Raw genomic sequence first — 24,857 nt, 5'->3', positions numbered from 1 at the left:
TCCGTGAACCTTGGGGCAACTCGAAAAGAGTACTACACGAATCCGGGCGAGCACCAATCGGAGCGCAGCTCCCGGGCGCGTCGTCGGGACCGCGGAACAACGGCATGCGCGGCGATGTTGGATTCAGCGTGAACATCCTCGAGAGCCTCGTGATCGGCGCTGGGCAGGCGGGTCTGTCGACGTCCTTCCACCTGACCCGCCTGGGGATCTCGCACGTCGTCCTGGACTCCGGCGAACGCCCCGGCGGCGCGTGGCAGCACCGCTGGGACGCGCTGACGATGCGCGACGTGCACGGGGTCGCCGAGCTTCCGGCAGACACGCCTCCTCCGCGCGACGAGGAACGGGCGAACGTCGCCGTGCCCGCCTACTTCACCGCCTACGAGCAGAAGCACGCGCTGCCGGTCATCCGCCCGGTGAAGGTCGATCGCGTCGAAGACGACGATGGACTGCTCGTGGTCCATGCGGGAGAGCGGGAGTGGACGACGCGCACCCTGGTCAACGCGACCGGCACATGGACGCATCCGTTCCTGCCGCACGTGCCGGGCATGGAGACGTTCGTCGGCGAGCAGCTGCACACCGTGGACTACCCGGGCCCCGCGCACTTCATCGGCAAGCGCGTGCTCGTCGTCGGGGGAGGAGCGTCCGCCGTGCAGTTCCTCGGCGCCCTCGCCCCGATCACCGACACCCTCTGGGTCACGCGGCGTGAGCCCGTCTGGCGCACCGATGACTTCTCACCGGAGGCGGGGGCCGCAGCCGTCGCGCTCGTCGAGCAGCGGGTCGCCGCCGGACTCCCTCCGCAGAGCGTCGTCAGCGTCACGGGCCTGATGCTGCGGCCGCAGGAGCGAGAGGCCGAGCGACTCGGCGCCTATGCCGACCGGCGACCGATGTTCGCGCGCATCGAACCCGACGGGGTCCGCTGGGCGGACGGCAGCTTTGAGCGCGTCGATGTGATCCTCTGGGCGACGGGCTTTCGTCCCGCGATCGCCCACCTCGCTCCTCTCCATCTCCGCAGTGCGGCCGGCGGCATCCAGCTCGACCGCAACGGCCGAGGAACGACGGCCGTGGCGGATCCGCGCGTCCAGATGGTCGGCTACGGCCCGTCGGCGAGCACGATCGGCGCGAACCGCGCCGGGCGCTCGGCAGCGAAGGGCGTGCAGCGGATGCTGCACCACGCTGAGGCTCCGGCCAGCGCTGGCTGACCCGCCCGGAACGTGGGTGACCCGTGTTCGGCGGGGCCGCACCCCATCGCTACGCTGAGGGCATGCTTCGCATCGTGTTCGCGGTCGTCTGGCTGCTGCTCTCGGCCTGGCTCGTCATCTGGGTGGGCGAGGGGCTCTTCGGCGTGAACCAGCGCCAGTCGATCCTGCCGTTCTCGGGCGAGGACACGCTCGGCGGGCCGATCTTCATCGGCGTCGCCTGGGGCCTGCTGCTCACCTTCGGGGGGATGTTCCTCGGACTCGGGCGGCGCCGCAAGCCCCGGGGCGACGTGCAGATCGGCGTCGGCGTCGTCGTCGAGATCTCGCGCACCGGGCTCACGGTGAACGACGTGCCGCAGTACGACCTGTTCATCCGCGTCACACCGACGGCCGGAGACGAATTCATCGGGCAGCTGCGCATGCTGGTGGACGCGAGCGACTTCTCCGCGCTCCAGATCGGTCAGCCGCTCGCCGTGCGCTACAGCGCGACCGATCACGACACGGTGGAGCTGGCCGACCCCCACGATCCGGCCGTGCGCGATGCGCTGCTGCAGTGGCGCATCGATCGCGGCCTCATCGACCCGAGTCAGGTGCGGGCCCGAACCACCGGCACGCAGGTCCCGGCATCCGTGCTCGAAGTCCGGCCCACCGGTCGCCGCAGAGAGGGGCAGAGCGAGCTCGCGCTGCGCGTGCTGATGGCTCCGGAGGATGCCGCGAGCTGGGAGGCCGACACCACGGTCTTCGTGTACCCGCAGGCGATCTCGCATCTGCAGGTCGGTGCGCCCATCTGGGCGTTCTACCGGCGAGAGGATCCCCAGACGGTCGCGGTGACGATCGAGAAGGAGGCCGGGCGATGAACCCCATGGACACCCTCATCTGGCTGCTGAACTTCCCTGCGTCGCACGGCTACGCGATGGTCTTCATCGCCGGATTCTCGATCCTCGGCCTCTTCGCGATGTCGGTCCGCGGCGCCGCACCGGGTGGGGCGCTCCGCACGATCCGCGAGCGGGAGGGGCTCCTCCGTCCGGACGAGCGCCCGCGCGGGCAGGTCGGCGGCCGCATCCTCCGGATCGTGTTCCGCGTGCTCGCCTTCGTCATGCTGGGCTCGCTCGTCATCGGGATCCTCAGCCTGACGGGGGTGCCGGTGACCCGTGCCTACATCTACGACAACGGCCGCCCGACCACGGCCACGATGGACGGCGACTGGGTGACGTTCACGACGGCTGAGGGCGTGGAGTACACGCTCGAGAGTAATTTCTTCACGCCCGCGCTCTACCCGGATCGCGACACCTACCTCCCGAGCGGCGAGCCGGTGGTCGTGCGCTACCTCGCGTCGCATCCGCAGGCGTTCGTGATCGACAGTTCGCAGACGCCTCGCTGACGTCGGCGACGGCGCGTAGGGTGAGGAACATGTCACGCATCATCGTGTTCGGCGGCCACGGCCGCATCGCTCTGCTCCTCGCCCCGCTGCTCGCCGAGAGGGGTGACGAGGTCACCGGGGTCATCCGCAATCCCGACCACGCCGCCGACGTCGAGTCCGCCGGTGCCCGCGCCCTGGTGGCCGACATCGAGACGCTCGACGTCGAAGCCCTCGCCGAGATCATCCGCGGTCACGACGCCGTGGTCTGGTCAGCCGGCGCCGGCGGAGGAGACCCGCAGCGCACCTACGCGGTCGATCGCGACGCTGCCGAGCGGTCGATGGATGCCGCCGAACGTGCCGGTGTTCGCCGCTATGTGATGGTCTCGTGGATCGGTTCGACCGCCGATCACGGCGTGCCGCAGGACGACCCGTTCTTCGCCTATGCCGACGCGAAGTGGTCGGCCGACGAGCACCTGCGCGGCACCGGCCTGGAGGGCACGATCCTCGCGCCCGGAACCCTCACCCTCGACGATCCGACCGGTCGGATCCAGCTCGACCCCGACGGTCGCGGTGAGGTGTCGCGTGCCGACGTCGCCGCCGTGATCGCCGCGTCGCTCGCGGAGCCGTGCACGATCGGGCGCACGCTCCGCTTCGGCAACGGCACCGAGCAGGGCGCGCTTCCCATCGCGGAAGCGCTCGCCTGCTGAGCGCTCCGCCGAGACGAGGCGGCGGGAAGGAGTCCGGAATGCGTCGATACCGCGCTCGGTCGGCCGGTGCGATCGCCGTGGTCGCGATCGCGACCTTGTGCGCTGGGCCCGCAGCGGCTGCGGTCTCGACGGCGAGCGCGACGCCCGCCCCCGCCGTCGTGGAACCCCCCGCCGTCGTGGAACCCGTCGCCGAAGACCGCGCAGCGGAGCTCGTCGCGCAGATGACGGTGGCGCAGCAGGCCGCGAGCATCGTGATGGGCCACGTCGCCGGGACGGATGCCGCAGCTCTCCGCTCCTACATGGAGTCCGGGCTCGGCGGTTTCATCCTGATGGGTGCCAACATCCCCGCGACCGAGGGTGAGCTGCAGGCCCTGACCTCCGCGCTCACCGTCGATCCCGCGCTTCCGCCGCTGATCGCCGTCGACCAGGAGGGCGGCATCGTCTCGCGCCTGAACGGGGATGACTTCGCGGCGTCGACCTCGCTCAAGGACCGACCGGTCGATGACGTCTCAGCGGCCTTCGCCGCCCGGGGTTCGCTGACAGCCCGCGCCGGCATCACGGTCAACTTCGGAACCGTCGCCGACTTCACCGCGGACTCGCGCTCCTTCATCTACGGGCGCGCGCTCGGCACCGATCCGACGAGCGCCGCAGAACGTGTGACCGCCGCGACGGCGGCGCAGGAGCAGTTCCTCGGCTCCACGCTGAAGCACTTCCCGGGTCATGGAGCGGCGCCCGGCGACTCGCACAGCGCCATCCCGAGCACAGGGATGGGCATGGAGGAGTGGCGCGCGACCGAGGCCGTCCCGTTCGCCGCCGGCATCGACGCCGGAGCCTCCCTGCTGATGTTCGGTCACCTGTCCTACACGGCTGTCGATCCGGCTCCGGCCTCGCTGTCCGCGGCGTGGCACCAGATCGCACGCGACGAGCTCGGATTCCACGGCGTCGCCGTGACCGACGACCTGGGCATGCTGCTGTCGTCGGGAGACCCGGCGCATGCCGATCCCGTGGCGAACGGCGTCGCCGCGGTGGCCGCGGGCAACGACCTCGTGCTGATGATCGCCGGATCCGACGCCGGCACGGCCGGACAGATGGCTGCGGGCATCGCCGCCTCGGTCGATGCGGGCACCCTTCCCGCCGAACGTCTGGCGGAAGCCGCCACGCGCGTGATGGCCCTGCGGCTGGCATCGTCGTCGGCCACCGCGCAGTGGGCCGTGTGTCCGGACTGCGAACCGGTCGGCTGAGCGCCAGCCGGATCGAGGCTCAGGCGGCTGCGCGCGCGCCGTCGCCGAACCACGCCGTCAGCAGGGCCGAGCGCAGTGCCGTTCCCCGCTCCGCGAATCCGCGCTGGCGTCGCACGTACTCGCTCTTGCCGTCGGCGGTCTCGATCGGCACGGGAACGACATCCCAGGCGGAGAGGTCGTAGGGTGCCGCCTGCATGTCGAGCAGGCGGATGTCGCGCGCGAGTTCGAATGCGTCGAGCAGCAGCTCGCCGGGGATGAGCGGCCCGAGCTTCATCGCCCACTTGTACAGGTCCATCCCGGCGTGCAGGCAGCCCGGCTGCTCGAACAGGGGCTGCTCGTCGCGCGACAACGCCGTGCGGTTGCGCGGCACAGCCTCGGGGGTGAAGAAGCGGAAGGCGTCGAAATGGGTGCAGCGCAGGTCGTGGCTCTCGACGACCGCGTCGGTGCCCGCCTGTCCGAGTCGCAGGGGAACCGGATGCCGATGCTCCTCGGCGCGGTACACCATCGCCCACTCGTGCAGTCCGAAGCAGCCGAACTGACCGGGTCGCGAAGCCGTGCGGCGCAGCATCCGCTCGACGAGACCGGCGAGCTCGGGCTTCTCCCGGGCGAAGGCCGCGGCGTCGGGGACCACGGCGTCGTCGGACGCGCCCGGGGAGTACCAGCGCCAGGAAGCGCGTTCCGCGGCATCGGCGAGTTCGACGCCCGCTCCCGGATGCCAGCGCCGCAGCTGGGCCGGCTTGTAGCCGTAATAGGTGAAGAGGAAGTCCCAGACCGGATGCTTCTCGCCGCGCGCCGACCGGGCGCGGTGCTCGGCCGTCAGCGCGTCTGCCCGCTGCTGATGCGCGGCCTCCCGCCCCAGCCAGCCCTCGCGTGCGAGAGTCATCTCAGTTCAGGATGCCGGCCTCGCCGAGCTGGTCGCGGAGCCCGGCGCCGTCTTCGGCACTGACCCAGGGAGCGGAGTCCGCGGCGTGCGGCTCCGACTCGGCGCGACCGCCGGCCAGCACGGCCTCGGCGGGGAGCAGGCGACGGATCGCGACGCCCGCGACGGATTCAGGGTGCTCCTCCATGAACTGCGTGTAGATCGACTCGTCGTGCTGACCGTCATCACCGATCAGAAGCCACGTCACGTGCGGGAATTCGGTAGCGAGACGGCGCAGGTTCGTGAGCTTGTGCTCGCGCCCGCTGCGGAACCAGCGGTCATGCGTGGGGCCCCAGTCCGTGAGCAGCATGGAACCCGCCGGGAACAGGTGACGGCTGAGGAAGCGCCAGAGCGTCGGGGCGACGTTCCACGCACCGGTCGACAGGTACACCATCGGGGCGCCCGGGTGCTGCCGCAGCAGCTGATCGAGGAGCACGGCCATCCCCGGTACGGGAAGGCGCGCGTGCTCGTCGAGAACGAAGGAGTTCCAGAAGGCGATGAACGGGCGGGGGAGGGCGGTCACCATGACGGTGTCGTCGACATCCGACACCACACCGAACGTGGTGTCCTTCGCGACGATGAACGCGCGCGCCTCGACGGGCTCCTGCCCCTCGACGGAGATCGTGAACGTCTGCCACCCGGGTTCGAGATCGGCGTGGATGACCGTGTCGACCACGCCGCCGCGGTCGGCGACCACCTGGTGGGTGGAGTCCCCGAAGTGCACGGTCACGGCGGCGAAGCTCACCGGGATGCCGACGAAGCTGCGCCAGCCGCGCACGCTCGCAGGTTCCCCGTCTCGCGTCTTCCGCAGCGGGGGGACGATCAGCACACGGCCGACCACTCGCACCCAGCCGGGCCCGCCGTATCCGGGGAACGGGAGGATCGTCGCGATGCGTCCGCGGCGCCGCGCACGCCCCTCACGCCAGACGTGGATGCGGTGCTCGAGGCGCGCGAACCAGTGGATCCGGGGCGCCGAGGGTGCGGAAGCCATTGGCTCAGTCTTTCACGTCGGCGTCCGTCTCCGCGTCCCCGGCCTCCAGGTGACGGGATTCGAGCCGGTGCAGCACCTTCTTGCCGACGAAGACCAGGACGAGGAAGAGGGCGATGATCCCCACGAAGATGTACCCGGCGTAGTGCACCTGGTCGGCGAGCTCGTCGAAGCTTCCGGCCGCGAGAGACGTGATGCTCACATAGGCCGTCGCCCACAGCAGGCAGGCGGGCGCCGTCCAGGCGAGGAATCGGCGGTACGAGAAGTTGCTCATCCCCACGGTGAGGGGGACGAGCGAGTGCAGCACGGGGAGGAAGCGCGACAGGAAGATGGCGATGCCCCCGCGACGGGCGAGGTAGCGCTCCGCTCGCACCCAGTTCGCCTCGCCGACCCGGCGTCCTACCCAGGACGCTCGGATGTACGGACCGATCCAGCGCCCGAGCACGAAGCCGATGCTCTCGCCGATCAGTGCGCCGACCAGCACGGCGACGATCATCGCGACGGCCTGCGCCGGGCTGGTGATGCCGATGGATGCGACGAGGACGACCGTGTCACCCGGGACGACGAGACCGATGAGGACGCTCGTCTCGAGCAGCACGGCGAGGCCCGCGATGAGGGTGCGCGCGACCGGATCGATCGACCGCATGAAATCGATCAGCCACGGTACGAAGTCCTCCACTCCTTGAGGATACGGGAGCACCCCCGGTCCTAGGCTGGAAAGGTGCGCGAACGCCTGAGTCCCCGAGAGCTGTCTCGCTGGGTGGAGCCGGCGAGCGTGTTCCGGATGCTGGAGCAGGGATCCGCCGACGTCTTCTGGCTCGATGCGGGAGCCGCGGCGACCGAAGGGTGGAGCTTCGTCGGCGTCGGCGTGCCTGCCGAACTCGGCGAGGATGTCCGACTGGATGTCGCTCCGGGCGATGGCACGCTGTCGCCGTTCGTGGGTGGTTGGGTCGGATGGCGCGACTACGAGAGCGGGGCAGCGGTGGCAGGTGCCCCGGTGTCGGATCGCACCGAGCGCGCTGCGCCTTCATGGCTGTGGGCCACTCGCGCCGTCGCATTCGACCACGCCGCCGGGCGTGCATGGACGCTCAGCGCGGACGAGGACGCCGAGCCGTGGGCGGTCGCCGTCGAGTCGGCATCCGCTTCTGTGCAGACCGTGTCCGCGCGCGGGACGGACGACGACGTCCTGATCGCGGACGCGCGGCACGAGCCCGCCGAATACGCCGCGCTCATCGAGCGCTGCCGGGAGCTGATCCGCGCCGGCATCGCCTATCAGCTCTGCCTCACGACGCGGTTCACCGTGCCGGGCGCGCACGACGCCGTCGCCGTCTACGAGCGCCTCCGGGCGGCCACGCCCGCGCATCACGGCGGATTCGTCCGCATCGGCGGCCGGGCGCTCCTGAGCGCGAGTCCCGAGCAGTTCCTGCACGCCGGGGGAGGTGTCGTCCGCTCGCGACCGATCAAGGGGACGAGGCCGCGCAGCGCGGATCCGCAGAGGGATGCCGCTCTCGCCCGAGAACTCGCGGAGAACATCAAGGAGCGCGCCGAGAACGTGATGATCGTCGACCTGATGCGCAACGACCTGTCGCGGGTGTGCGTCCCCGGGTCGATCCGCGTCGACGGCCTCTGGGTCGTGGAGAGCTACCCGGCCGTGCACCAGCTCGTCAGTACCGTCAGCGGCAGAGCGGCGGAGGGCACCACGGTCGGTGCTCTGCTCGAGGCGACGTTCCCCGCGGGGAGCATGACCGGTGCGCCGAAACTGTCCGCCATGACACAGCTGCATCAGCTGGAGGGCGGCCCGCGGGGCGTCTACGCGGGATGCTTCGGGTACGTCGGTGTCGACGGCGCGGTGGATCTGGCGATGGTCATCCGCAGCATCGTGATCGACGACGACGCCGCGGTGGTCGGCGCCGGAGGCGGGATCACGTGGGGATCGGTCGCGGCCGACGAGGTCGCCGAGGTCGCCACGAAGGCCCGTGCCCCGCTGGCGGCGCTCGGCGCCGAAATGCCCGCGCTCTGGCGTTCCGATATCCTGAACTGATCCCGTTTTTCCCTGCAGATTGGTCGTGCGTTCGTTGTCTGAGAACCTGTCCTTCGGTCCCGCTGACGAGGGGACCCCGTCGGCGCACGCCATTCAGAGCAAGTGGCAGAAGTACTGGGCGGAGAACGAGACCTTCCTCACGGGGGGCGATGACGACACACGCCCGCGGCGGTACGTGCTGGCGATGTTCCCGTACCCCTCCGGCGACCTGCACATGGGGCACGCCGAGAACTACCTGTACTCCGACATCGTGGCCCGTTTCTGGCGCCACCGCGGGCACAACGTGCTCAACCCGATCGGCTGGGACTCGTTCGGGCTGCCCGCCGAGAACGCCGCCATCCGCCAGGGCGCCGATCCTCGCGAGTGGACCTACACGAACATCGCCCAGCAGAAGGCCGCATTCCAGTCGTACGGGGTCTCGTTCGACTGGTCGCGCGTGCTGCACACCTCCGACCCGGAGTACTACCGCTGGAACCAGTGGCTGTTCCTGAAGCTGCACGAGCGCGGGCTGGCCTACCGCAAGAAGAGCGCCGTGAACTGGTGCCCGAACGACCAGACCGTGCTGGCGAACGAGCAGGTCGTCGACGGCCGCTGCGAGCGCTGCGGCTACGAGGTCGTGAAGAAGAAGCTGACCCAGTGGTACTTCAAGATCACCGACTACGCCGACCGGCTGCTCGACGATCTGAACCAGCTCGAGGGCTTCTGGCCGCACAAGGTGCTGCAGATGCAGCGCAACTGGATCGGCCGCTCGGTCGGTGCCGATGTCGACTTCCGCATCGAGGGTCGCGACGAGCCGGTGACCGTGTTCTCGACGCGTCCCGACACGCTGCACGGCGCCACGTTCTTCGTCGTCGCTCCCGACTCCGACCTGGCCTCCGAACTCGTCGCGGGCGCACCCGCCGAGGTGCAGGACCGCTTCCGCACCTACCTGGAGCAGGTGCAGAAGGAGACCGACATCGATCGGCAGTCCACGGACCGCCCGAAGACCGGTGTGTTCCTGGAGCGCTACGCGGTCAATCCCGTCAACGGCGAGAAGCTGCCCGTCTGGGCGGCGGACTACGTGCTGGCCGACTACGGCCACGGCGCGGTCATGGCCGTGCCCGCGCACGACCAGCGCGACCTGGACTTCGCCCGCGCGTTCGACCTGCCGGTCAAGGTCGTCGTCGACACCACGGCCCCTGTCACGGGTGCCATGCCCGTGATCGAGGTCGACGAGGAGGGCGTGCCGATCGACACCGGTGCCGCGCTCGACGAGCAGAACCCGGCTTCCACGGGCATCGCTCTGACCGGCGAGGGGCGGATGATCAACTCCGGCGCGCTGAACGGCCTGTCCAAGCGCAACGCGATCGCCCGCGCGATCGAGCAGCTGGAATCGACCGGCACCGGACGCGCCGCCAAGAACTATCGGCTGCGCGACTGGCTGATCTCGCGTCAGCGCTTCTGGGGCACGCCGATCCCGATGCTGCACGCGGAGGACGGCCGGATCATCCCCGTGCCCGAGGAACAGCTCCCGGTGAAGCTGCCGAGCATCGAAGGTCTCGACCTGAAGCCGAAGGGCTCGTCGCCGCTCGGCGCGGCCGAGAGCTGGGTGCAGACGGTCGACCCCGAGACCGGTGACCCGGTGCTGCGCGACCCCGACACGATGGACACCTTCGTCGACAGCTCGTGGTACTTCCTGCGCTTCCTGTCGCCGAACAGCGACACGGTCGCGTTCGACCCCGCTCAGGCAGCGCGCTGGGCTCCGGTCGACTCGTACATCGGCGGTGTCGAGCACGCCATCCTGCACCTGCTCTATGCGCGCTTCATCACCAAGGTGCTGTTCGACATGGGGCTGATCGACTTCACCGAGCCGTTCTCCAACCTGATCAATCAGGGCATGGTGCTGCTCGACGGCGCGAAGATGTCGAAGAGCAAGGGCAACCTCGTGCTCTTCGAAGAGGAGCTCGACGCCTATGGCGCCGACGCCCTGCGCGTGGGCCTCGCATTCGCCGGTCCCGTGGAGGACGACAAGGACTGGGCAGACGTCTCGACGACCGGCGCGCAGAAGTTCCTGGCCCGCGCCCTCCGCATCGCCGGCGAGGTGGACAGCCCGGTGGACGTGGTCTTCGCCACGGGTGACGCAGCCCTGCGCCGCGCGACGCACAAGCTGCTCGCCGAGGCTCCGGCCCTGGTCGAGCAGACGAAGTTCAACGTGCTCGTCGCGCGTCTGATGGAGCTCGTCAACATCACGCGCAAGACCATCGACGGTCCGACCGGTGCCACCGACCCGGCCGTGCGCGAGGCCGCCGAGACGATCGCCGTGATGCTCGACCTCATCGCCCCGCACACCGCGGAGGAGATGTGGGAGATGCTCGGGCACGAGCCGTCGGTCGGCCTGGTGACCTGGCGTTCTGCGGATCCCGCGCTGCTCGTGGAAGACACGATCACCGCGGTCGTGCAGGTGGGCGGCAAGGTGCGCGCGCAGCTCGAGGTGTCGGCGCGCATCGGCGAGGCCGAGCTCGAGGCTCTGGCGCGTGCGGACGAGCGTGTGATCCGGTCGATCGGCGACCGCGAGATCGTCAAGGTCGTCGTGCGCGCTCCGAAGATCGTCAGCTTCGTCGTCAAGGGCTGAGTCGAGGATTCCTCCACCGGGGGCGATCCTCACGGGTTGTCCCCGGGTGGTGGTCTCGTGGCACGTGGGGCGGGTCGGCGACGCCTAGCGTTGCGGAATGCCCGCAGAGACGCTTCCTCCCGCGCCGCCGCGACGTCGACTGCGCCTCAGCATCGGTGCGGGAGTCGTGCTCGCCCTCGTCGTGCTGTCGGCGGCCGTCGGACTCGGCATCATGCGCGGCCAGGCGAGCCCGGCAGCGTCGTTGCCTCTGACCGACGAAGGCAGCTCATCAGAGGACTCCGGTGACCTCTACGTGCATGTGCTCGGCGCGGTGGAGCGCCCCGGGCTCTATGTTCTCGATCTCGATGCGCGGCTCGTGGATGCCGTGGCCGCCGCGGGCGGAACGACGGATGACGCCGATCTGACGGCAGTGAACCTGGCGCGCGTCCTCGCCGACGGCGAGCAGATCGTCGTGCCGACGATGGGAGCAGCTTCCGATGCGACGGGAGCGGCGCCTCCCGGAGACGATCGGGTCGATCTCAACACGGCGGACCAGGCGGCCCTGGAGACGCTGCCGCGCATCGGACCGGCGCTGGCCGAGCGGATCATCGCCTGGCGGGAGGAGAATGGCCGCTTCCAGTCGGTCGATGATCTGCTCGCCGTGCCCGGGATCGGCGAGAAGCTGCTCGCCGGCATCCGCGAGGGGGTTCGGGTGTGAACCCTCGAGATTTCCGACTTCTGCCGGTAGCTGCCGGAGTCTGGGCGGCGGCGCTGCTCTGTGCGTTCGTCACCGGGTGGTCGTGGGGGGTGGCGGGAGGGGCCGCGGCCGCGGCCATCTCCTTCGTGGCGCTCCAGCGGTGGTCCATGCAGCGGTCGCGCGGGGGAGGTGGCCTCGTCGTGCTGCTGCTCGCGGCGATCGCGGCGGTCGCTGTCTCGGCCGCGCTGTCTGCCCCGGCGCGGGAGAGGGCGGCGGAGTGGTCGGGGCGCGTGGTGGAGGTGACGGCGACCGTGACCTCATCGGCGTCGATCGGTCAGGACGGAAAGCTGTGGTTCGATGCGCAGACCACCGGCGTCGGCATCCGAGGTGAGTCGAACCCACTGTCTGTGCCCGTGCGCATCGGTGTCGAACCGGGTGAGGGATTCGACCTCGGCGCGGATGCACGCGTCGTCGGTCAGGTGCAGGCGACGGATGCGGGGGAGCGCGCAGCGCTGATCGTCTTCTCGACGGAGGCGGAGGTGGTCCGTCCCGCCGCCGGGGTGTTCGACATCGCGGCAGGCGCCCGCCAGGCGTTCATCGAGAGATCGACCCGCCTGCCGGAGCCCGGCGCCGGACTGCTGCCCGGTCTCGCGGTGGGCGACACGCGCGCCGTCACCGACGCGCTGAACGACGACATGCGCACCAGCGGACTCGGTCACCTCACGGCCGTCAGCGGCGCCAACTGCGCGATCGTCGTCGGAGCCGTGTTCTGGCTGACGGCGCTCTTCGGAGGCGGACGGATGCTGCGCGTCGTGCTGGCAGCGACGGCTCTGGCCGGGTTCGTGGTGCTCGTGACGCCGGAGCCGAGCGTGATCCGCGCCTCGGTGATGGCGGGTGTCGCCATGCTCACGGTCCTGCTGGGTCGGCCGAGCGCCGGAGCCGGGATGCTGGCACTGTGCGCGGTGATGATCCTGCTGGCGGACCCCTGGCTGGCCGCGACGCCGGGATTCGCGCTCTCCGTCGTGGCCTCCGGAGCGCTGATCCTGCTGGCGCCGCCGCTCAGCAGAGGACTGGCGCGGTGGATGCCGGCGCCCGTCGCCCTCGCCGTCGCCGTGCCGCTCGCCGCGCAACTCGCGTGCGGTCCGATCATCGCGCTGTTCGCCGAGCAGCAGTCTCTGATCGGGATCGCGGCGAACCTGATCGCCGCACCGGCGGCTCCTGTCGCCACCGTGATCGGACTGCTGGCGTGTCTCGCGGCACCCCTGCCGCTGCTCGCCGATGTTCTGACGGCCTCCGCCTGGCTCCCGGCCGCATGGATCGCGACGACGGCCACCACGACCGCACGGCTGCCGGTGGCGGAGCTGCTGCTTCCCGCAGGGATCGGAAGCGCACTGCTGGTGCTGGTGGTGAGTGCATCGGTTGCCCTCGTGGTGGTCCGAGCACGCGTGCCCCCAGGACACGCTCCGCCTCGGTGGCTGTCGCCTGCGCGTCGGCTGGCCGCTGGCGTCATGATCGTGGTCCTCTCTCTCGGTGGCGCACGCGTGCTCCTGACGGGCCCGCTCGCCACTGCGACGGCACCCGACGGCTGGGCGATCGCCGCGTGCGACGTCGGGCAGGGCGACGCGGTGCTGGTGCGCTCCGACGACGAGGTTGCCCTGATCGACACCGGGCCGGATCCGGAGGTCCTGTCGACGTGCTTGCGGTCGCTCGGCATCGAACGCATCGACGTGCTCGTCCTCTCCCATTTCGACCTCGACCACGTGGGTGGCACGGCAGCCGTGATCGGCCGGGTCGACGCGGTGCTGCACGGTCCTCCTGCCGAGCCGACGGATGAGCGTCTCCTCCAGGATCTGGCAGCGGGCGGTGCCCGCCTGAGCCGCACGGCGGCGGGTGACCGGGGAGTGCTGGGGTCCAGCGACTGGAGGGTGCTGTGGCCGGCGCGCAGCTCCTCCGCCTTCCCCGCGGGAAATGACGCGAGCGTCGTGATCGACTTCGCCGGGGGCGGGGTGCCGCGCTCGTTGTTCCTCGGCGACCTCTCCGCCGAGCCGCAGCGCACGCTGATGCGCACCGTGCGGCTCGGCGCTTATGCGGTGGTCAAGGTCGCTCACCACGGGAGCGCCGATCAGGATCAGGGACTGTACGAGACGGTCGACCCCACGGTCGCGATCTTCAGCGCGGGTATCGACAACGACTACGGCCATCCGCGCGACAAGACGCTCGATCTGCTGACGGCGACCGGGGCGCACGTCCTGCGGACCGACACCCAGGGACGCATCCTGGTCGGGATCCGTGAGGAGGAGCTGCAGGTCTGGACGGAGAAGGCGCCGTGACCGACGCGGCGTCGGACGCCCCCGGTAGTCTTGATCCATGGCAGCTTCGCGTCCCCCTTCCCGTGGCGGCGCGAAGGCGGGCAAGATCCCGCAGGTGTCGTGGCGCGAGCCGCATCCGGCCCCGCTCGTGCTGGTATCCGGCCCCGAGGAGATCTGCGCGGAACGTGCGATCGCCGGGGTGCGCGACTATCTGCGTGCGGAAGACCCCTCTCTCGAGGTCAGCGACGTACGAGCTGACGATTACGAGCCCGGCACGCTGCTCTCGCTGACCTCGCCGTCGCTGTTCGGCGAGCCCCGCCTCGTCCGCGTGTCCGGGGTGGAGAAGTGCACCGACGCCTTCATCCAAGAGGCGGTGTCGTACCTCGACCACCCGCAGGAGGGCGCGACCGTCGTGCTGCGCCACACGGGCGCCAGCGTGCGAGGCAAGAAGCTCCTCGACGCCCTCCGTGCCGGCACCGGAGGCGGCATCGAGATCGCCGTGCCCGCGATCAAGCGCGACAGCGACCGCGTCGACTTCGCCGCGGGGGAGTTCCGCTCGGCGAAGAAGCGCATCGCGCCGCCGGCGCTCCGAGCCTTGGTCTCGGCCTTCGCCGATGACCTCACCGAGCTCGCGGCGGCATGCCAGCAGCTGATCGGCGACGTCGAGGGCGACATCACCGAAGACGTCGTCACCCGGTACTACGGCGGCCGTGTCGAAGTGTCGGCGTTCGTCGTCGCCGACACCGCCATCGCGGGCCGCTACGGCGAGGCGCTGATCGCCCTGCGTCATGCGCTCTCGTCCGGCGCCGATCCGGTGCCAATGGTCGCCGCGTTCGCCATGAAGCTGCGCACCATGGCGCGTGTGGCGGGCAACCGCGAGCCCAGCAGGCAGCTGGCACAGCGTCTGGGCATGAAGGATTGGCAGGTCGACCGTGCCCGCCGCGACCTCGCCGGCTGGAATGAGCGTTCGCTCGGCATGGCGATCCAGGCGACCGCCCGGGCCGACGCCGAGGTCAAGGGCGCAGCACGCGACCCCATCTTCGCTCTCGAGCGCATGATCACCGTCATCGCCACCCGAGAGCCGTTCGGGGCGTAGAACCCCAGAGCGGCGCAACAAGGCACGAAAAAGCCCGCCTCCGAAGAGGCGGGCTTTTCTCAGCAGCTGATGCTGTCGCTCAGAGAGCGGAGACCTGCTTGGCGAGAGCCGACTTGCGGTTCGACGCCTGGTTCTTGTGCAGAACGCCCTTGCTGACGGCCTTGTCGAGCTTGACGGCGGCCTTCTTCAGCGTGGCCTCGGCAGCGGCCTTGTCGCCAGCGGCGACAGCGGTCTTGGTCGAGCGGATGAGCGTCTTGAGCTCGCTCTTCACGGCCTTGTTGCGCTCGTGAGCCTTCTCGTTGGTCTTGTTGCGCTTGATCTGCGACTTGATGTTTGCCACGTGTGGAACCTTCTGTACAGGAGTGATGGGAGATGCCGGCAGCAGAAGAGGGCTGCTGCACAGCGGTCGTGAGGGAAGAACCCACACGCAAGCCAAGAGTCGAGTCTATCAGCAGACGACGCGATCGCGCGAAACGACCGGCAGGAGCGGCACCGAGTCGCGGATCTGCTGGCACTGGGTGCAGAATCAACCTTATCCGGACACCGACGTCGAGGAGTCACATGACCGCCGTTCCCACTCGCTCGACTCTCCCCGCAGGATTCCGCTGGTCCGCGGCGACCTCCGCGTTCCAGATCGAAGGGTCTCGCGACGCGGACGGACGCGGTCGATCCATCTGGGATGACTTCCTCGCAGCGCCCGACGCGATCGTCGACGGCTCCACGGCCGATCCCGCGTGCGACAGCTATCGGCATCCGGAAGCCGACGTCGCCCTCGCCGCCGGCCTCGGCCTCGATCGCTACCGCTTCTCGATCCCCTGGGCGCGCGTGCAGCCCGAAGGCGGGGGAGCGGGCAACGCGGCTGCGCTCGATCACTACTCGCGCCTCGTCGACCTCCTTCTGGACGCCGGCGTGGCCCCGTTCCCGACGCTCTATCACTGGGAGATGCCCAGCACCGTGGAGGCGGATGGCGGCTGGCTGACCCGTGACACCGCCGAGCGTTTCGCCGACTACGTCAGCATGGTGGCCGACCGTCTGGGCGACCGGGTCGCGCAGTGGTACACCCTCAACGAGCCCGCGATGACGACCCTGCAGGGCTATGCGGTCGGGGCACTCGCTCCGGGCAGACAGCTCCTCTTCGACGCGCTCCCCACCGTGCACCACCAGCTCCTCGCCCACGCGCGGGCTTCGCAGGTCCTGCGCGACCGCGGCGCCGCCCAGGTCGGTCTCGTGAACAACCACACCTGGGTCCTGCCTCTCCACGACTCCGCGGAGGACAGGCAGGCGGCGGCGGTGTACGACACGCTCCACAACCGCGTGTTCAGCGAGCCCCTCCTCGCCGGTGCCTATCCCGACCTGGAGGCGTTCGGGCTCCCGCCGATGCCGGTGCAGGACGGCGACCTCGCCGCGATCGCCGCATCCATCGACTTCTACGGCGTCAACTTCTACAATCCGACCACCGTCACCGCGGCGGATGCGGCGAGCCCGATTCCGTTCGACATCGTGCCGACGCCCGGCGCGCCCGTGACAGGGTTCGGGCCGGAATGGCCGATCATGCCGGGGGCGCTCCGCGATCTCCTGATCGACCTGCACGCGCGGCATCCGCACCTTCCGCCGGTGATCATCGGCGAGAACGGCGCTTCCTTCCCCGAGCCGGATCGTGCGGGGCGCGTCGAGGACGCCGACCGGATCGCCTACCTCGCGGGCCACATCGCCGCGGTCGCAGAAGCAATCGCCGCGGGTGTTCCGGTGGAGGAGTACACGGTGTGGTCGCTGCTCGACAACTGGGAGTGGGCCGATGGCTACACGCAGCGCTTCGGACTCGTCCACGTCGACTTCGAGACGGGTGAACGCACGCCCAAGGCCTCGTACGACTGGTACCGCGACCTCATCGCGACCACCCGAACTGCTGTCGGGCCGAAGGAGGGTGCACGATGAACACGGTGACCAGGGCCGGTGCCCGATGGATGTCGCTGTTCACGCTGGCGTGGCTCGCCATCTGGACCGTGCAGCTCACCCCCGTGCAGCTGCTCCTGCCGCTGCAGCTCGACACCCCCGAGGACGACTGGATTCGCGGAGTCGTCTCTTCCGGCCTCGTGCTCGGCATCGGCGGACTCGCCGGGATCGTCGCGGGGCCTGCGGCCGGAGCCCTCTCGGATCGCGCGGCGGCGGGAAGGCATCGTCGACGTCCCTGGGCGCTCGGGGGTGTCTGGCTCACCGCGATCTGTCTCGTCCTCACCGGCTTCGCGAGCGGCCCCTGGGCGGTCGGAGCCGGGTGGGTCGGCGTCTCCATCGGCGTGGCAGTCTCGTCGGCAGCGTTCACCGCACTGATCGCGGATCAGCTGCCGACGACGCAACGCGGTGCCGCCGCCGCTGCCGTCGGCTCGAGTCAGGCCGTGGGCATCGTCTTCGGCGTCGGTCTCGTCGTGCTCCTGGGACTCGGAATCCAGGACGGATACATGCTGTTGGCCGGCATCATCGCCGTGATCGGAACCGCCGCTGCACTGCTCCTGCCGGATCCGCCCGGAACGGCAGAGATGCGTCCGAAGGGGGAGGGACGCAAGACCCTCGCCTCGCTGCGCGATCGCGACTTCGCCTGGATGCTGTCCGGCCGTCTGGTCACGAACATCGGCAACGCCCTCGGCACCGCGCTGTTGCTGTTCTTCCTGCTGCATGGCCTCGGGCAGGAGAATGCGGTCGCGCAGGACAACCTGCTGCTGCTCATCATCGTCTACACGGTGTTCGTGGTGATCGCTTCCGTGTTCACGGGCATCGTCTCGGATCGCACCGGGAACCGGCGTACGCTCACGGTCGCCGCGACCGTCGTGCAGGCGGCATCCGGAGTGGCGATCGCCCTCGTGCCGACATTCGAGATGACGATGGTGGCCGCCGCTCTCATGGGTCTCGGATACGGGGCCTTCTCGACCGTGGGCCTCGCGTTCGCGGCGGATCTGCTCCCGGATGAGCAGGACCACGCGCGCGACCTCGGCATCGTCAACGTCACCGCGGCGCTGGGACAGCTCATCGGGCCCGTGCTGGGGGCAGGACTCGTCGCACTCGTCGGCGGGTTCTGGCTCGTGTTCGTCGCGGCCGCCGTGCTCTCGCTCGTCGGCGGCGTTCTCACGGCCTGCGCGCGTCAGCCCGCGCGGTCATGACTCGTCGGCGGCGTCGATCGTCGCGATCGCGAGCTGCAGCACGGCGTTGAAGACGCGGGGGCGCATCGCCGTCACGAGATGAGTGGTCCGCGGCACGACGATGAGCTCGGCATGCGGCGCGAGACGCTGGAAGAGGCGCTCGTTCACCCGGAGCTGGTCGTACTGACCGTTCACGAACCACAGCGGGATCGTGATCCGTTCCACAGCCGTGGCGACATCGAGTGTGGAGAGGCTCTGCAACGCGGCATCCTGCGTGTCGAGGGCGTAGCCGCCCGCGGCGAAGTCCGAGCGCGTCTCGGCGGGGATGGTCGCCGCCAGCATGCGACGGGTGAGCCACATCCCGCGATCCGGCAGTGAGTCGACAGCGCGGAACAGCAGCCGATAGGCCGAGAGCCCGGCGCCTCGGGGGAGTGAGGTGCAGGCCGCGGCGACCAGTCCGGCGACCGGCGGCGTCTGGGCTCCACCCGCGTAGGTGAGGGAGAGCAGCCCGCCCATCGAGTGACCGACGAGCAGCACAGGTCCCTTCGCGGCGGCCGCACGCACAGCGGCATCGATCGTGTGCAGTGCTTCATGGAGGGTGAAATCCTCCTGCATGCGCGAGCCGTGCCCGGGGAGGTCGACGGCGGTGTACGAGTACCCCTGCGCGTCGAGGTAGGCGAGCTGCGAGCGCCACATCGTCGCAGACGTGCGGATGCCGTGTACGAAGACGATCTGGACGCTCACGCGTTCAGCATAAGGAAAGCGGGGCCGGTGGATGAACCACCGACCCCGCTCAGACACGATGTGTCAGGGAATTACTTCTCCCAGCCGACGTTCTCGACCGGGGTGACTCCGAAGAGGTCAAGACCGACATACGGCTCCGGCGTGAGGTTCGCCAGGCCCTTCTTGACCACGTAGATCGACGGACCGTTGTAGAGCGGGATGACGCCCCAGGTCTCTTCGATGATCTTCGGCTCGAGCTCCATCGACGCCGCGGTCCAGGACTCTGCGTCCGGCTGCGACTCGACCTCGTCGGCGATCTGCTTGTCGATCTCGGCAGAGCCGGTCGCCGACAGGTTCAGACCGCTGTCCGAGCAGTAGAGCTGGCAGAAGTACGCGGGGCCGAACGGGTCGGAATCCGTGAACCGGAGCGAGAACATGTCCCAGTTCTTCGACGTGAAGTCGTTCGAGAAGTCAGCCGAGGCGCGAACCTCGACCTTGACGTCGATGCCGATCTCCTTCTGCTGAGCCTGGATCGACTTCGCGAGGGCCTCGGTCGTGGGGTCCTCACCGAAGATCGGGTAGACGACGGACAGCTTCTCGCCGTCCTTCTCGCGGATGCCGTCGTCGCCCTCGGTCCAGCCGGCCTCGTCGAGGAGCTTCTTGGCCTCATCGGGGTCGTACTTCAGACCGGCGGTCTTGAACGAGTCCTTGTAGCCGTCCTGGAAACCGTAGAGGTTCAGCGAGCCGGAGGGCTCCTCTTCGTAGCCGAGGCCGTTCCACGCGATCTGCTTCTGCTGATCGATGTTGACGCCGAGGAAGAACGCCTTGCGGACATTCAGGTCGGAGAACTGCGGCTTGTCGGCGTCGACGATCAGAACCGTCTTCGCGGTCTGCTGTGCGCGGCGCACGACGGTGTCATCGACATCCTGGACCTGCTTGAGGCGATCGTTCGTGTTGGCGCCGACCATGTCGATCTCGCCGTTCTTGAACGCGTTGAGCGAGGCGTCAGGCTCCATGCCCGTGAACGTCACCTTGTCGAGCAGCGGGGCGTTGCCCCACCATTCGGGGTTCGGCTTGAAGGAGACGAACTGCGCGTTGACGTCGAACTCGTCGACGGTGTACGGCCCCGCACCCCACTCCGGGTGCATGTTGCCGATGAGGCCCTCGTTGAAGACGGTCGGGTCGGCGATGGCGGGGTTCAGCACACCACCGGTGAGGAACGGCGTCGACGGCCACGCGTACTCGCCGTCGAACGTGACCACGGCGGTCTTCGGGGTGTCACCCTGCTCGACGGAGGCGATCTGCTTGTAGCCGTCGGTCGAGTTCGGGTTGAAGCCCTCTTCGGACGACTTGTTCGCCTTCCAGGTGGCGTCGATGGCAGTCCAGTCCATGTCGGTGCCGTCGTTGAAGTGCGCTTCTTCGGTGAACGTGAAGGTGAGGGTCGTGTTGCCGCCGTCTTCGCCGATCTCGTAGGCGTCGAGGTAGGCGTCGTTCTTCGTGACCTCGCCTTCCGGGGCCACGAGCAGGATCTGCGGCATGTACCACGACCACAGGCGCGAGGTGTCGGCGCTGGCATCGCTGTTGAACGCGTTCAGCTGCTCGGGAACCTCGTTGATCGGGAAGTTGACCTCGCCGCCCTCCTGGAGGTTCTCGCGGGGCTGCGGGTTGTAGTCCGCCACCTTGGTCTCGACCGCTTCGCCGCCGCCGTTGTCCCCGCCGCCGGTGTTCCCGGAGCCGCTCGCGCAACCCGCGAGGGCGAGTGCGAGGGCGCCGCTGATCGCGAGGGCCCCCAACAACTTCTTGTTCTTCATGGTGCTCCTTCCGCCTTTCGGCGATTCATAAAGGGAAGAATAGTTCGCCTTGTTCCCAACCACAGCGGCCGACAGTGAATACTGCCTAACCGTTATCGGACGGTGACCCGTGTTCCGTGACATCCGGTTCCATCACGTGCTCAGGCCGGCACCGGGCGCGTGCTCATGGTCTCGGCATCGAAGACGACGCGCTGACGCGTGCGCTCGATGTCCGGGTCCGGCACCGGAATGGCCGACAGAAGCGCCTTCGTGTAGGGGTGCTGCGGGTTCTCGAAGACGTCGTCGACGTCGCCGTGCTCGACGAAGTCGCCGAGGTACATCACCGCCACGCGGTCGGCGATGTGGCGGACGACGGACAGGTCATGGGCGACGAACAGGTACGACAGTCCCAGCTTCGCCTTGAGCTCGTCGAGCAGGTTGATCACGCCCGCCTGGATCGAGACGTCCAGAGCCGAGACGGGCTCGTCCAGCACGACGATCTTCGGGTTGGTCGACAGGGCACGGGCGATGCCGATGCGCTGGCGCTGACCACCGGAGAACGCCTGGGGGAAGCGGTCGCTATGCGCCGGGTTGAGACCGACGAGGTCCATCAGCTCATCGACGCGACGGTGAGCCTCCTCCTTCGACGTACCGATCGCGAACAGCGGCTCCGAGATGATGTCGGCGACCGTCATGCGCGGATCGAGGGCCCCCATGGGGTCCTGGAACACGATCTGGATGTCGCGGCGCAGCGCGCGCTCGACCTTGTGACTGCGGATGTCGTTGACGCTGGTTCCGGCGATGACGATGTCGCCGTCGGTCTGTTTCACCATGTCCATGATCTGCAGCAGCGTCGTCGTCTTGCCACTGCCGGACTCTCCGACGATAGCCATCGTCTCGCCTTCGCGGACGTCGAAGCTGATGCCCTTGATCGCGTGCACCTCGCCGACCTTCCGCTTGAGGAAAGCGCCCTTGAGCAGCGGGAACGTCTTCGTGAGGTTCGTGACCTCGAGAGTGATCGGGCGTTCCTCGCGGGGAACACGGGCGAGCGGGCTCTCGGGCAACTCGCGCACGGGGTACACGGGCATGCCACCGAGGAGGCCGCCGTCCTCTATCTCGTTCGCCCGGATGCAGGCTGCGCGGTGGAGGTCGCCGGAACCGGTCGCCACGGGCAGCAGCTCGGGCTCCTTCGTGCGGCAGGCGTCCATCACGATGGGGCACCGGTCGGCGAAGGGGCAGGCATCCGGCAGGTTGATCAGCAGCGGCGGATTGCCCTTGATCGGGATCAGAGGTTCCTTCTCCGCCTTGTCGACGCGGGGGATCGCGCCCAGCAGTCCGATCGAGTACGGCATACGCGTCTTGTGGAAGAGCTCATGCACAGGAGCCTGCTCGACGGGCTTTCCGGCGTACATCACCATCACGTCGTCGGCCGTGCGGGCGACGACACCCATGTCGTGGGTGATCATGATGACCGCTGCGCCGGTCTCCTGCTGCGCCTTCTCGATCAGGTCGAGGATCTGCGCCTGGATCGTCACGTCGAGCGCTGTCGTGGGCTCATCGCAGATGATGAGCTTGGGGTCGTTCGCCATGGCGATCGCGATCACGACGCGCTGGCGCATTCCGCCGGAGAACTCGTGCGGGAACGACTTCATCCGCCGTTCGGGCTCGGAGATGCCGACGAGCTTCAACAGCTCGACCGATCGATTCCAGGCGTCCTTCCGCGAGAGGCTCCGGTGCACCGTGAGCGCCTCGATGAGCTGGTCCCCGACGGTGAACACGGGGGTGAGAGACGTCAGCGGGTCCTGGAAGACCATCGACATGCCGTTGCCTCGGATCACGGAGAGCTGCTTGTCGCTCATGCCGAGCAGCTCCTTGCCCTCGTACATGATCGAGCCGGTGACCTTGGCGTTCTCGTCGAGCAGCCCCATGATCGCCAGCGAGGTGACGGATTTGCCGGAGCCGGACTCGCCGACGATCCCGAGCGTCTTGCCGGCCTCGAGATCGAAGGAGACGCCGCGCACCGCGTCGACGCGCCCCGCCTCGGAGGCGAAGCTGACGGCGAGATCGCGGACGGAGAGTACGTTGCTCATGCTCGGCCTCCAGCCGCAGAGGTGGGATCGAGGGCGTCGCGCAGGCCGTCGGCGACCAGCGCCATCGACACGGTGAGGAGCGTGAGCGCCGCCGCCGGGAAGTAGAACAGCCACGGTGCGGTCGTCAGCGAGCTCGACCCGGCTCCGATGAGGGCGCCGAGCGACACGTCGGGGATCTTCACGCCGAAGCCGAGGAACGACAGTCCGGTCTCGGTGACGACGGCGTTCACGACGCCGAGGGTGAAGTTGATCACGAGGAGCGAGCCGATGTTCGGCAGCAGGTGCCGCAGCACGATCGTGAAGCCCCGGACACCCATGTACCGGGCGGCGGAGACGTACTCACGCTCTCGCAGGGAGAGGGCGAGGGTCCAGATCACGCGAGCAGGGAAATACCAGCCGATCACGAAGATCATGATCAGCGCGATGATGCGCCAGTCGCCGCCCGACTTGTTCGAGATCATCGCCAGGATGAGGAACGACGGGATGACCATCATGAAGTGGATGATCAGCAGGGTGATCCGCTCGGTCCAGCCGCCGAAGTACGCGGCCGCCGTGCCGACGAGCGCCGAGACGATCGTCACGCCGATCGAGACGGTCAAGGCGATCATCAGAGACCGCTGGAGACCGACGGCCACCTGCGCGAAGAGGTCGTTGCCGGCGTTGTTCGTACCGAACCAGTGCTCCGACGACGGGCCGAGGCTGAGAGCGAGGAAGTCGAGTTCGACGTGGTCGTATCTCGCGACCAGCGGACCGATGATCGCGAAGAGGACCAGGAGCGCGAAGATCACCAGTCCGGCGACGGCCCCCTTGTTGCGTGCGTAGCGACGCGAGTAGAGCGTCCATTTGGACAGCCGGCGAGTGGCGACGCGAGTCGTCTCGGGGCCGGGAGCGTCAAGAGACGCTTCGACGGTCGGGTCGATCATTTCCGAGGTCATGTCAGCTCACTCTCACTCGAGGATCGAGCACCACGACGGCGATGTCGGCGAGGATCGCGCCGATCGCCGTGAGCAGAGCGCCGAAAGCGGCGACCGCGACGGTGCCGTGGATGTCGTTCTTCGTGATGGTGTCGATGAAGTACTTGCCCATGCCGTTCCAGGCGAAGATCGTCTCCGTCAGCACGGCGCCGGTGAAGATGGCGGGGATCGTGAACGCCACCTGCGTCGCCACGGGGATCAGTGACGTGCGCAGCGCGTGCTTGCGGATCGCCTGCTGCTTCGTCAGGCCCTTGGCGCGAGCCGTGCGCACATAGTCGGCGCCGATGTTGTCCAGGAGGAGCGAACGCTGCAGGAAGTGGATGCCGGCGTAGCCGACCAGCACCAGCGATATCGTCGGCAATGTCAGGTGTTGCAAGATGTCTATGAGGACGGGGAAGAATCCCTCGACCCCCCTGCTGGCGTTCCCGGTCACGTAGAAGATGCGGACGCCGGTCGCGTTGTTCAGGCCGATCGCGAGGAGCACGATCGCGAAAGCCGCGACGACGATGGGGATGTTCAGGGTGATGATGCTCGTGGCCTGACCGATGCGGTCGGCGAGCTTGTACTGACGAGAGGCGGTGTACACGCCGAGGGCGATGCCCAGGACCGTGGTGATGATGGTCGCCCCCAGGACGAGCTCTGCGCTGACCCACATCCGATACGCGACCTGCTCGTTGACCGAGCCGCCCGTGGGGCTGACCCCCCAATCCCACCGAAGGAGGATGCCGGTGAGCCAGGTCCACCACCGCTCGATCAGCGGGACGGTGTCGCTCAGATTGCGCGGAGCGAGGACATTGACGATCTGGTCTTCCGTGAGCGGCGGACGTCGACCCACGTAGTTGCTGCGCGGATCGAGGAACCCCCACGCCAGGAAGTACGTGATGTTGGTCGCGACCACGATCATGAGCAGCCAGCCGAGTGCACGGCGCACGAGATACTTGATCAAGGTGATGATTCTTTCTCTTTTTCAGACGCGCTCGGGATCTGCCGACGCAACGCTGAGCC

The 24,857-nt window shown here is 68.7% G+C and carries 21 protein-coding genes; 12 read left to right on the top strand and 9 right to left on the bottom strand.

Annotated elements, in window-relative coordinates:
* Positions 1-128 precede the first annotated feature (128 nt).
* The 5 genes from DW306_RS15230 to DW306_RS15210 all read left to right on the top strand — a co-directional run bounded on the left by DW306_RS15230 (position 129) and on the right by DW306_RS15210 (position 4,504).
* Positions 129-1,199, top strand: a complete 1,071-nt coding sequence (locus DW306_RS15230) for an NAD(P)-binding domain-containing protein (protein ID WP_136056435.1) — start codon at positions 129-131, stop codon at positions 1,197-1,199.
* 62 nt (positions 1,200-1,261) lie between these two features.
* On the top strand, positions 1,262-2,053 hold the full coding sequence (locus tag DW306_RS15225) for a hypothetical protein (protein WP_136056434.1): 792 nt from the start codon (positions 1,262-1,264) through the stop codon (positions 2,051-2,053).
* Positions 2,050-2,577 carry a hypothetical protein gene (locus DW306_RS15220; protein ID WP_136056433.1) on the top strand — a complete coding sequence of 176 codons (528 nt, stop codon included), beginning with the start codon at positions 2,050-2,052 and terminating at the stop codon, positions 2,575-2,577. Before DW306_RS15225 ends, DW306_RS15220 begins: the two co-directional genes overlap by 4 nt.
* Before the next feature lie 29 nt (positions 2,578-2,606).
* Entirely contained in the window at positions 2,607-3,263 is a 657-nt protein-coding gene (locus DW306_RS15215; RefSeq protein ID WP_136056432.1) for an SDR family oxidoreductase, read from the top strand.
* Between the two features lie 38 nt (positions 3,264-3,301).
* On the top strand, positions 3,302-4,504 hold the full coding sequence (locus DW306_RS15210) for a glycoside hydrolase family 3 N-terminal domain-containing protein (RefSeq protein ID WP_168429345.1): 1,203 nt from the start codon (positions 3,302-3,304) through the stop codon (positions 4,502-4,504).
* 19 nt (positions 4,505-4,523) lie between these two features.
* Here DW306_RS15210 and DW306_RS15205 read toward each other — a convergent pair whose 3' ends face one another.
* Genes DW306_RS15205 through DW306_RS15195 form a run of 3 tightly spaced genes read right to left on the bottom strand, consistent with a single transcriptional unit; the run spans position 4,524 to position 7,090 of the window.
* Complete coding sequence (locus tag DW306_RS15205; RefSeq protein ID WP_136056431.1) at positions 4,524-5,387, bottom strand: 3-methyladenine DNA glycosylase; 864 nt, start codon at positions 5,385-5,387, stop codon at positions 4,524-4,526.
* Position 5,388: 1 nt separating this feature from the next.
* The gene (locus DW306_RS15200; RefSeq protein ID WP_136056430.1) at positions 5,389-6,414 is read right to left on the bottom strand and encodes a phosphatase domain-containing protein; all 1,026 of its coding nucleotides are present in this window, start codon (positions 6,412-6,414) and stop codon (positions 5,389-5,391) included.
* A gap of 4 nt (positions 6,415-6,418) precedes the next feature.
* Entirely contained in the window at positions 6,419-7,090 is a 672-nt protein-coding gene (locus tag DW306_RS15195) for a DedA family protein (protein ID WP_136056429.1), read from the bottom strand.
* Between the two features lie 42 nt (positions 7,091-7,132).
* On the opposite strand from DW306_RS15195, the gene DW306_RS15190 reads away from it, so the two are divergent.
* From DW306_RS15190 to holA, 5 genes are all read left to right on the top strand, one after another.
* Entirely contained in the window at positions 7,133-8,452 is a 1,320-nt protein-coding gene (locus DW306_RS15190; RefSeq protein WP_136056428.1) for an anthranilate synthase component I family protein, read from the top strand.
* A gap of 34 nt (positions 8,453-8,486) precedes the next feature.
* Positions 8,487-11,063 carry a leucine--tRNA ligase gene (gene leuS / locus DW306_RS15185; protein ID WP_136056427.1) on the top strand — a complete coding sequence of 859 codons (2,577 nt, stop codon included), beginning with the start codon at positions 8,487-8,489 and terminating at the stop codon, positions 11,061-11,063.
* Positions 11,064-11,160: 97 nt separating this feature from the next.
* Entirely contained in the window at positions 11,161-11,760 is a 600-nt protein-coding gene (locus DW306_RS15180) for a ComEA family DNA-binding protein (RefSeq protein WP_136056426.1), read from the top strand.
* The gene (locus tag DW306_RS15175; protein WP_136056425.1) at positions 11,757-14,069 is read left to right on the top strand and encodes a ComEC/Rec2 family competence protein; all 2,313 of its coding nucleotides are present in this window, start codon (positions 11,757-11,759) and stop codon (positions 14,067-14,069) included. The genes DW306_RS15180 and DW306_RS15175 overlap by 4 nt, the downstream gene beginning before the upstream one ends.
* Positions 14,070-14,106: 37 nt before the next feature.
* The gene (gene holA, locus DW306_RS15170; protein ID WP_136056424.1) at positions 14,107-15,144 is read left to right on the top strand and encodes a DNA polymerase III subunit delta; all 1,038 of its coding nucleotides are present in this window, start codon (positions 14,107-14,109) and stop codon (positions 15,142-15,144) included.
* Between the two features lie 79 nt (positions 15,145-15,223).
* Here the strand turns inward: holA and rpsT are convergent, their stop codons facing one another.
* Entirely contained in the window at positions 15,224-15,484 is a 261-nt protein-coding gene (gene rpsT, locus DW306_RS15165; protein WP_136056423.1) for a 30S ribosomal protein S20, read from the bottom strand.
* Positions 15,485-15,705: 221 nt separating this feature from the next.
* On the opposite strand from rpsT, the gene DW306_RS15160 reads away from it, so the two are divergent.
* Both DW306_RS15160 and DW306_RS15155 read left to right on the top strand, forming a co-directional pair.
* Complete coding sequence (locus DW306_RS15160; RefSeq protein WP_136056422.1) at positions 15,706-17,079, top strand: GH1 family beta-glucosidase; 1,374 nt, start codon at positions 15,706-15,708, stop codon at positions 17,077-17,079.
* Complete coding sequence (locus tag DW306_RS15155; RefSeq protein WP_136056421.1) at positions 17,076-18,296, top strand: MFS transporter; 1,221 nt, start codon at positions 17,076-17,078, stop codon at positions 18,294-18,296. Before DW306_RS15160 ends, DW306_RS15155 begins: the two co-directional genes overlap by 4 nt.
* Here DW306_RS15155 and DW306_RS15150 read toward each other — a convergent pair.
* The 5 genes from DW306_RS15150 to DW306_RS15130 form a co-directional block, all read right to left on the bottom strand.
* On the bottom strand, positions 18,291-19,019 hold the full coding sequence (locus DW306_RS15150; RefSeq protein WP_136056420.1) for an alpha/beta hydrolase: 729 nt from the start codon (positions 19,017-19,019) through the stop codon (positions 18,291-18,293). The genes DW306_RS15155 and DW306_RS15150 overlap by 6 nt on opposite strands.
* Positions 19,020-19,090: 71 nt before the next feature.
* Positions 19,091-20,809 (bottom strand): ABC transporter family substrate-binding protein, encoded by a 1,719-nt coding sequence (locus tag DW306_RS15145; RefSeq protein ID WP_136056419.1) that lies wholly within the window; start codon positions 20,807-20,809, stop codon positions 19,091-19,093.
* A gap of 140 nt (positions 20,810-20,949) precedes the next feature.
* The gene (locus tag DW306_RS15140) at positions 20,950-22,878 is read right to left on the bottom strand and encodes an ABC transporter ATP-binding protein (protein WP_136056418.1); all 1,929 of its coding nucleotides are present in this window, start codon (positions 22,876-22,878) and stop codon (positions 20,950-20,952) included.
* Positions 22,875-23,813 carry an ABC transporter permease gene (locus DW306_RS15135; protein ID WP_136056417.1) on the bottom strand — a complete coding sequence of 313 codons (939 nt, stop codon included), beginning with the start codon at positions 23,811-23,813 and terminating at the stop codon, positions 22,875-22,877. Before DW306_RS15135 ends, DW306_RS15140 begins: the two co-directional genes overlap by 4 nt.
* Position 23,814: 1 nt before the next feature.
* Complete coding sequence (locus DW306_RS15130) at positions 23,815-24,798, bottom strand: ABC transporter permease (protein WP_136056416.1); 984 nt, start codon at positions 24,796-24,798, stop codon at positions 23,815-23,817.
* Between the last annotated feature and the right edge of the window lie 59 nt (positions 24,799-24,857).

Origin of the sequence: Microbacterium sp. K24, assembly GCF_004794465.1 — a bacterium.
Taxonomy (GTDB): domain Bacteria; phylum Actinomycetota; class Actinomycetes; order Actinomycetales; family Microbacteriaceae; genus Microbacterium.
Note: the sequence above shows the minus strand (reverse complement) of the source record. Positions and strands in the feature narration are given on the sequence as shown.

Excerpts from the sequence above, each read along its gene's own strand:
- DW306_RS15180 (WP_136056426.1), top strand. The coding sequence starts at position 11,161 with ATGCCCGCAGAGACGCTTCCTCCCGCGCCGCCGCGACGTCGACTGCGC.
- DW306_RS15155 (WP_136056421.1), top strand. The coding sequence starts at position 17,076 with ATGAACACGGTGACCAGGGCCGGTGCCCGATGGATGTCGCTGTTCACG.
- DW306_RS15225 (WP_136056434.1), top strand. The coding sequence starts at position 1,262 with ATGCTTCGCATCGTGTTCGCGGTCGTCTGGCTGCTGCTCTCGGCCTGG.
- DW306_RS15210 (WP_168429345.1), top strand. The coding sequence starts at position 3,302 with ATGCGTCGATACCGCGCTCGGTCGGCCGGTGCGATCGCCGTGGTCGCG.
- DW306_RS15160 (WP_136056422.1), top strand. The coding sequence starts at position 15,706 with ATGACCGCCGTTCCCACTCGCTCGACTCTCCCCGCAGGATTCCGCTGG.
- DW306_RS15135 (WP_136056417.1), bottom strand. The coding sequence starts at position 23,813 with ATGACCTCGGAAATGATCGACCCGACCGTCGAAGCGTCTCTTGACGCT.
- DW306_RS15140 (WP_136056418.1), bottom strand. The coding sequence starts at position 22,878 with ATGAGCAACGTACTCTCCGTCCGCGATCTCGCCGTCAGCTTCGCCTCC.
- holA (WP_136056424.1), top strand. The coding sequence starts at position 14,107 with ATGGCAGCTTCGCGTCCCCCTTCCCGTGGCGGCGCGAAGGCGGGCAAG.
- DW306_RS15200 (WP_136056430.1), bottom strand. The coding sequence starts at position 6,414 with ATGGCTTCCGCACCCTCGGCGCCCCGGATCCACTGGTTCGCGCGCCTC.
- DW306_RS15215 (WP_136056432.1), top strand. The coding sequence starts at position 2,607 with ATGTCACGCATCATCGTGTTCGGCGGCCACGGCCGCATCGCTCTGCTC.
- DW306_RS15220 (WP_136056433.1), top strand. The coding sequence starts at position 2,050 with ATGAACCCCATGGACACCCTCATCTGGCTGCTGAACTTCCCTGCGTCG.
- DW306_RS15205 (WP_136056431.1), bottom strand. The coding sequence starts at position 5,387 with ATGACTCTCGCACGCGAGGGCTGGCTGGGGCGGGAGGCCGCGCATCAG.
- DW306_RS15145 (WP_136056419.1), bottom strand. The coding sequence starts at position 20,809 with ATGAAGAACAAGAAGTTGTTGGGGGCCCTCGCGATCAGCGGCGCCCTC.